Here is a 1,405-nt window from a genome sequence, read left to right as displayed (position 1 = left end):
ACGGCATCCTAAGTTATATCCAAATAAAAAATGAAAAATATTATGATGAACCAAAAAAATATTGAAACAAGCGTTTGTGAGACGAAATTAAAGGGCATAAGAAGTCAATCGGAAGATTATTGTCATCCGAATATTGAATTTATCTCTATGTCAGATCATTTAAGCAGCGTACTTCCTCAAATCAACAAAAGGAGTGTCTCTTTTGACAACCGCAAATACACGTGCTACGATCTTGTTCCTCACTATATTTATAATAGCCATTTTAGGCTTTCCTTCACTCTGCCTGCGAGTGTAATATTCCTGCAGCTCAGTATCAGTATGAATTGCACAAATTGCAGCCAAATGCAACAGTTTTTTCATCTGCTTATTGGCAAGGGAGTTGACTTGGGATTTTCCTCTCACACTGGTGCCGGATTGATATTCAAAAGGGGCGATTCCGGAATAACATGCAAATTTTCTCCAATTACTGAAGCGTGTGAAATTATTAGTATAAGCGATCAGATTACAAGCTACAATCAATCCGACACCTTTGATAGAAGTAATAAGTTCATACGTCCTCCTTAGCTCTTCATTGTTTTTTATGATCTCAATAATTGCTTTTTCCAATGCTTTTATTTCTGATTTTAAAGTAATAATCATTTTATCATAGCTTGAAAAGAGTTCCGGTGTACTGTTTTTTCCTATGAATTTTAAAGATTCATTACGGGAAACCGTAAACCCTCCCAAAGCAACCGATAATCTGCCTCTCAATGAAAGCAGGGATTGTAAGTTGGCAATTTCTTTGGCTGGCAGTTTTGTTAAAGTGATTCTATCATAAAAACGACAAGCAAAATCAGCAATTCTTCTTGAATCAACAATATCGTTTTTACCTCTTGTAATTCCAAGAGATCTTTTAATCTCCAGAGCAGAGATCATAGAAAAAGGAATACTGTTTTCCTCAAGGAACTGAGCAAAAGGCAATGAATATAAGCCAGTGTGTTCAAAACAGAACAACATAGATTCACAAGATTCCTTAGACTGGATTTTAACCCATTTTAGCAATGAATTAAAGCCACTTACATCATTCTTAAATTTCTTGTGAGCCTGGACTTCTTTAATGAAAACATCTAATGTCAATTTTGAGATGTCAATACCAATGTAAATTTTAAAAGTCATGAAATTAAAGTTTTAAAAGGTTAACAATAAAAATAAATGTTGCGCGCCACTAAAGCCATTAACAGACCCAAAGTCTAACATCCTAACAGGCGCCTGGCAACTTATAAGTGGTTTAAAGGGACAAATGCCGTGTAAAGAACTTTTAATTCTAGCAAGTTGTTATGTTCACCCTTTAACCGCTTTTAGAAGAGATAAAAATAAAAAATGTATTTGCAAAAATATTACCACAAAGGTAATGGCAAGTTGTGTT

Annotated in this window: 1 protein-coding gene; it reads right to left on the bottom strand. The window is 34.4% G+C overall.

Annotated features, from left to right (window positions below; translation table 11 throughout):
• Positions 1-159: 159 nt before the first annotated feature.
• The gene (locus tag ACN1CN_RS22710) at positions 160-1,155 is read right to left on the bottom strand and encodes an IS110 family transposase (protein WP_419137964.1); all 996 of its coding nucleotides are present in this window, start codon (positions 1,153-1,155) and stop codon (positions 160-162) included.
• Positions 1,156-1,405 lie beyond the last annotated feature (250 nt).

This window comes from Flavobacterium sp. T12S277 (genome assembly GCF_048514875.1).
GTDB lineage: Bacteria > Bacteroidota > Bacteroidia > Flavobacteriales > Flavobacteriaceae > Flavobacterium.
The sequence above is the reverse complement of the archived record's forward strand: the minus strand, read 5'-3'. Positions and strand labels throughout refer to the sequence as shown.

Bases quoted from the DNA above. Each gene is read 5' to 3' on its own strand.
- ACN1CN_RS22710 (WP_419137964.1), bottom strand. From the start codon at position 1,155: ATGACTTTTAAAATTTACATTGGTATTGACATCTCAAAATTGACATTA.